Below are 6,284 nucleotides of genomic sequence, written 5' to 3' on the forward strand. Positions count from 1 at the left end.
AGGTAATTGAGCAGATCCTGCGGCACATTGGATTCGAGCTTGAAGTCCACTTCGTCGCCCGCTGCGGCGGTATCGGCGTCCACTTCCGTGCCGTCCTCGAGGACGATCCACTTCTCCAAGCCAGGATAGCTGGTCTTGTCGCCGCCCTTGGTCAGGGAAAACGCCATGCCAAATACGATTACACGGCCTTGATAGCAGTTGCACATATTCGGGCCATCAATTCCGGCATTCAGCGTAATCGTGGCCTTCTCCTCGCGGGAATCCTTGATGGCTTCTGCCAGCTCCGCATTCAAGGCCGAATAAGAAGAGGAACCCTCCGCCATATAACTTGCCAGGGAATTTCCGCTCACAGAAATCAGCGAATTATAAAGATAATAATGGCCAAGCGCCGCTACCCCAAGGTTGCTCTCCGGAATGCCAACTTGCGGGTGCTGCCCGCCACGGGGGTTATAACAACTGAACAGGTCGGCAATATAAGCTTCGTCGGCCTCTTTCAGATCGGTAATGGACGCCCCATGGGTCTCATTGTAATAATCAATGTAATAATCGTCCAGATCGTCGATGCCGTTTTCGTATCCCTTTTTCGCAAGGGCGTCCGCAATATTTGCATCGGTCAGATTCCGGTCAAACTCACTTAGGCTTGGCCAATCGGGATCAATGCCAATATCCAATGCGGCCAACGCATGGTTATAGGAACGCCATACATTGTTTTTGGAACCGATATAAACGTTAAAGCCGTCGAATGCTGTCACGTACTCGTCGGTATATCCTGCATCCTGCGTGCCGTCATAATCGTCCGTGCCGAGCACCAGGCTGCCGTCTTCGTACACATACGGCTGATTGGAATGGTTTTCGATTTCAATGATGAAATCGCAGACGTCGCTGGGAACCGCTAGGCTATTATTTAGAGCCTCGCCAAGGGCATCCGTCAAATTTATATCCAGCGTATCGCCTTCAACGTTTTCCCCGATCACGATGGTCGTAAGGACCTTTTGTGCTTCGCTGTCAAAGCTTGACTCCACCGTAACCCCCTCCGAGGTTTCCGGGTATTCCGGCGTGTTATACTCCGGGACCTCCGCAGCAGATGCCGTGACCGGGAATAAGGCCAGCAGCATGCACAGGGCCATCAGGCCGCTGAACAAGCGTGTCTTCATGTTCTTCTTCATAAATTTTGTTCTCCTTTCAACTTCATTTATAAAAGCCCCTTTCGGGTTCTTTCCTGTTCCGTTGGATGCGCGCATTCCAAGCCCTGCGCCGCACCCGCCGCCGGAACAACAGGAACGTTTTCCTTTTCTGTTCCTGTTGTTTCGGAGCCGGTTTCTAGGGAATGGTTAGGAATTTTCCTGTTTTTTGCGGAATGTGCGCGGGACGATCATCACGGCGCCCGCTGCTGCAAGGATACTCATGCCGCCAACAGTAAACAGCATGGTGCCCATTCCGCCGGTGTGCGGGACCGGGCTGTTTGCAAACTTGACGCTGACCAAATTGCTGCCATCCGCCTGGTCGGGAATGGTAATGGTCAGTTCTTCCTCGCTGCAAACGTAGCCTTCCGGCGCTTTGGTCTCTTTGAGGTAGTAGACGCCGGCATCGAGGCCGTCGATCAGGATGTGGCCATCCGCGCCGGACGTCAGTTCCACCACGTTGATGGGGTTCCCTCCTTCATCCTTCTGGTAGAACTCGAACGTTGCGCCTTCCAGGCCCTTTTCCTCGTTGGTCTGATCGTACTTGAATACGTCGATTTTATACGTCTCAACGGTGACCTTATCTCTCATGGTCTCGCCGCCCGGGTAAGACACCCATGCGGTGTTCTGATAGCTGCCGGCCGTGGCTGTGCCGTCCAGCTTGGCGGTATACGTCACGACAATGTCGGTTGCATGTTCGATGTCCGCGTCGGTGATGACCCCTGCATTGTACAGGGCCACCAGGTCCATCGTGATCTCAAAGTCACAATCTGCGTCGATCACACCGGGCTGGTTCAAGATATATTGGCTGGCGTCCAACGTCACATCGTTGTCCGTGCCCTCGCGGTCAATCGTAATCACAAAGGAATCCGGTTCCACGAGATAGTCGTCCATCGCGTCATGGAGGGTCAGGAGATATTCGCCGCGCTCTTCCAGGGGTACGTTCGCCAAAGTGTTGATTGCCGGTCCGGTTACTTCCGGATCGTTTGCATCCTCGGGCTTTATGTAGTTGAGCAGGTCGTCCGGCACATTGGTGGTCAATTTGAAATCGACGGTATTGCCCGCAGCAACCGTGTCGTCCTTCACATCGGTTGTGGATTCATCGGAATTGGTCCGTACGATCCACTTTTCCAGCCCCGGGAAACTGGTCTTTTCGATGGGGTCCTTTCCGTGGGCTGCTTTGAGAGAGGTCACGCCGCTTACCGTGGCCAAGCCGGTTTCTTCCGAGAAATCCGTGAATTCTTCGATGTGGTTGCCCTCTTCGGTTCCCGCATGGGCTTCCCAGCGTGTTCCTTCCGAATCGTCATACCAGCCGTCGATGAGATGCTCTTTGCCGCCGCAATCCTCGCCGTCCATAACCCAGCTCGCGCTGGTTTCGCCAAAGGTGAGGCTGGGGCCGTTTACGCCCTGCGAAACATAGATGTCGTCGCCGCCAACCGTGGCATGGTTGTTATAGATCTTGGCGTCCGCAGGAAGCGTTACGGTTGGATCGTAGTTGGCGCCATAGCCAACATAAACGCCGCCGCCAAAGCCGTCCAGCAGATCATTTGTCACGTGGTTCCCCATAATTTCCAGGACCGCGCCGTCCTCCACCGTCAACGATCCCTGGCGGACATACAGGCCGGTATTTTGATTGTCCTTGATGGAAAGTTTGCTGGTCCCATCGACCGTAAACGTATTGTTGTTGTACAGGCGCATGGCCGCATAGCCGGCGAGCGAGCCACCCGCATTCCCCGTCAGCGAAACGGTGGAGTTGTTTTGAATCGCCATATCCCCGTCCACGGCCACGCCGATAAATCCATTGCCGTTTGCCGTGACCGTCGAGGAATCCACCATCAGATTTTTTGCGGACAGGCCATGCGAGCCGTTATCGCTGAAATTGACGACCGAATTCTTGATGTCGTAATTCGAGCCATTGGAACCGTTGCCAATGCTGTTGATGACCTGGACATTGCTGCTGTCGATTTTGACATTCCAGGTCCCGGTAATGCCGCTCCGGTTCTGGTCGGAAATATACGTGGAATGCAGGACATTCAGGTTGCTTTCGTTTCCACTCCATTCGATTGCATCTTCCGGGAAATTTGTAATCTCCAGCCGCGAATGGTCCAGCGTAATGGTTCCCACGCTGCCGCCATCATAATAAATGGCGTGCAGGCGGTTGGACGCACCCGCGCCGTCCATATAGACCTTGGCATTTTTAAAGGTGAAGTCCGTATCCCCATTGACATAGAAAAGGCTCAGGTCCGAGGTGTATTCCGGGTTCTCAATTTCGATGGTATAGCCGAAATGGGCGGTCATGTTTTGAAACGTCAGGCTGCGGCCCTTGCTGAAGCCATAGCGCACATCGGTCGAGGTCAATGTGTGGCCCTGCCCGTCGATGGTGATGGACTTGTCCAAGGTTTTGCTGACCGTCGCGTCATCCAGCAGCAAGATGGTGTCGCCGTCCGAGGCCGCTGCAATGGCGTCGTCCAGCGTTGCATACGTCTGGTCCCCGATCTGCGCCACATTGTTCCCTGCTGCAAATGCGGCTGTCGGCAGGAACGCCAACAGCATACACAGCGCTACCAATCCACTAAACAAACGCACTTTCATACTCTTTTTCATGATTTTTTGTTACCCCTCCTGAAAATTTTCGATGAAAAAATAAGCCCTATCCGGGCTTTCTGGGTTTTTCATCTTTCTGCAACTAAGGCGGCTTTTCCATGCCACGATAGCTGCCCTACCGCCTCCTTCGCGTGATTTAGCGGCATCCGCTGGCCGCTAAAAGATCCATCTGCCCGCTTGTGCGATGGATTGTGCCACTGGGGCATCCCCTTTAGAATCTTAAAAAAACGTTATTATCTTATTAAGATACCGTTGGTTGTTTTAATCCTATCATATTTATCTATAAAATGCAAGCTTATAAGACTTTATTATAGTAAAAGTATGGAAAGCCCTTCCCGATAGCAAAAGGACCTCGCCCTGTTTTCCAGGGCGAGGTCCTTTTTAAGATTCTGGCCTTCTAATTATAGGAATGATAGGATTCGCAAGCCAGCCTGTTGGGAAGGCTGGGCTCCCCCTCTAAAAAAGCGCATGCTTTCAAAAAGGGGATTTCACAAGGGCGCCTATTGCAGGCCTCTGGGGAGCGGGCCGCGGGACTCACCGGTTTGCTTAGGTGGCCTCGCTGGAGGCACGTCCAGACCGGAAGTCCGCTTCATAAATCAGCATGCCCGGATTGGCGAGCACCTGCTGTGCTGCATAAGCGCCCGCGCCCAAGAGGGCGGGGCTCTCCTCCAGCTGGTTGATCTCGATGGCCAGGTCGCTGTAAATCCGTTCATTGACCCCAGCTTCGACGCACCTGCGGACAACCTCCAGCAGGCGTTCCGGGCAAATATCCACCAAAGCGTCGCCCAGGACAATCAGGCCCGGGTTCATTTGGTTGATCAGGCTGATAACGCCGACGCCCAACCGTTCACACACATGTTCATAAGCCTGCACCGCCACAGGGTCCCCCGCGCGCACCGCAAGGGCAATCGCTTCATCGTGCAGGTTGCCCGCGTCTAGGCACGAAGGCTGGTGCGCACGCAAGAGGTCCCGGATCTCGGACCGGAGCGCCGAAAGGGAACAATACTTTTCCAGGCAGCCGTGGTTTCCGCATTCGCAGAGAGGGCCGTCAAACTTGATGCTGCTGTGGCCAAATTCCCCGGCAATCCCGTGTTGCCCCGAAACGAGTTTTCCATCGGATATCATGCCGCACCCAACGCCCTGGCCCGCCAAAATATAGGCCATATTCTGCACCGCCGGCTCCTGCCAGCGGGACCAAAGCTGCGCAAACGCGCTGGCCTTCGCATCGTTGAGGACATAGATCGGCATCCCCACCCCTTCGGACAGCACCGCACGGATGGGGAAGTTCTGCCAGCCGGACAGCTCTGTCACAAACAAAAGGCGGTCCAGGTCTTCCAGGTACGGCCCCGGCATAGCCAAGCATGCGGCAAGGAGCTCCGAATCCGCATAGTCTTGTTGGAGCTGTAGGATAGCCGTGCGGATGCGCGATAGGACGGACTGCGGGCCCTCCGTTTGGGAAATTTCGAACGAACGGGTTTCATATACCTTCCCGGAGATCCCCACCAAGTCAACGTAAAACTGGTCGCGCGTCATACTGATCCCAATCACCTTGTACCGCGCGTCGTTCAAGGTTACGCCGATGGAGCGCCTGCCTTTTTCCCCTGGGATCAGGCCGGTTTCCACCACAAGGCCGCATTGGATCAGTTCCGCTGCAATGTTGGTGATGGTGGCCTGTTTGAGTCCCGAAAGGCGCGACAGCGTCGCGCGCGAGCAAATCCCCTCTTGCCGCAGGAGGTTGAGGATTAAGGCCCGGTTGATGAGTTGGCTGCGTTCTTGGTTGATACTAGCTGGTTTGTTGCTTTGATTCATAACTTCTTCCCTCCAACGCACAATATCGTTCGTAGCTATGCCGCCGGTGGTTATACAAGCATATCGGATGGATGCATTGCCGCCGTGCCAGGCGCCCCTCACTGCCCGGCTCCGGCTGTCTGTAGTTTTCTGCCCGATCATTTCCCTGATGGATGCAAACAATCAGCTTTGTGTGCGTGCAAAGCCGCGATCCTCTTGGCGGCATACCCCCTTGCTGCATCCGGCAGAACCGATGCCTATGGCCGGTTTTGATCCGGTAAGGCGCTTGACGCGCATACCGCCCTTTGGGGGAGGGCATCCTTCCAGCCCTCCCCCAAAGGGTCCTCATTTTTATTTTCACAATACTTCTGGGAAAATAAAAATACCGTCCATTTCATATAGTCATCGATTTTAGTAATGCTTTCGAAAATAGTATAATCTTGTAAAAATAGAAACACAAGAATCACTATTTTTGCAGTAACAATTCTTTCAATTTTTATCCATAATATTGCAAACTAATTATATTTTACCTCTAAAAAATGTGTATTTTTATAAAAAATTGCACTTTTCCCCCTTTAGTAGGCGCACAACGGGCACACAGTGCCTTCCGCGCCTACGGCGGACGCACGGCGTTTTTTCGCGCCTACGGCGGGCACAAAGTGCCTCTCTCGCCTACGGCGTTCCCTAAGAAAGCAAACGGAAAAGAGTTTG

Annotated in this window: 3 protein-coding genes; all 3 read right to left on the reverse strand. The window is 53.8% G+C overall.

Going from position 1 to position 6,284, the window contains the following annotated elements; all coding sequences use genetic code 11:
* The coding region (locus B5F54_RS16840; protein ID WP_140400415.1) for a hypothetical protein at window positions 1-1,166 on the reverse strand (1,166 nt) is incomplete at its 3' end.
* A gap of 165 nt (window positions 1,167-1,331) precedes the next feature.
* Window positions 1,332-3,785, reverse strand: coding sequence for a SpaA isopeptide-forming pilin-related protein (locus tag B5F54_RS16845; RefSeq protein ID WP_087235306.1), 2,454 nt, complete (start codon window positions 3,783-3,785; stop codon window positions 1,332-1,334).
* Between the two features lie 546 nt (window positions 3,786-4,331).
* Window positions 4,332-5,594: an ROK family transcriptional regulator gene (locus B5F54_RS16850; protein WP_172749782.1), complete on the reverse strand. Its 1,263-nt coding sequence runs from the start codon at window positions 5,592-5,594 to the stop codon at window positions 4,332-4,334.
* Window positions 5,595-6,284: the final 690 nt, after the last annotated feature.

The organism is Anaeromassilibacillus sp. An250 (assembly GCF_002159845.1).
Lineage (GTDB): Bacteria > Bacillota > Clostridia > Oscillospirales > Acutalibacteraceae > Anaeromassilibacillus > Anaeromassilibacillus stercoravium.

What these genes read in the sequence shown, in the direction of transcription:
- B5F54_RS16845 (WP_087235306.1), bottom strand. Translation starts at nt 3,785, where the DNA reads ATGAAAAAGAGTATGAAAGTGCGTTTGTTTAGTGGATTGGTAGCGCTG.
- B5F54_RS16850 (WP_172749782.1), bottom strand. Translation starts at nt 5,594, where the DNA reads ATGAATCAAAGCAACAAACCAGCTAGTATCAACCAAGAACGCAGCCAA.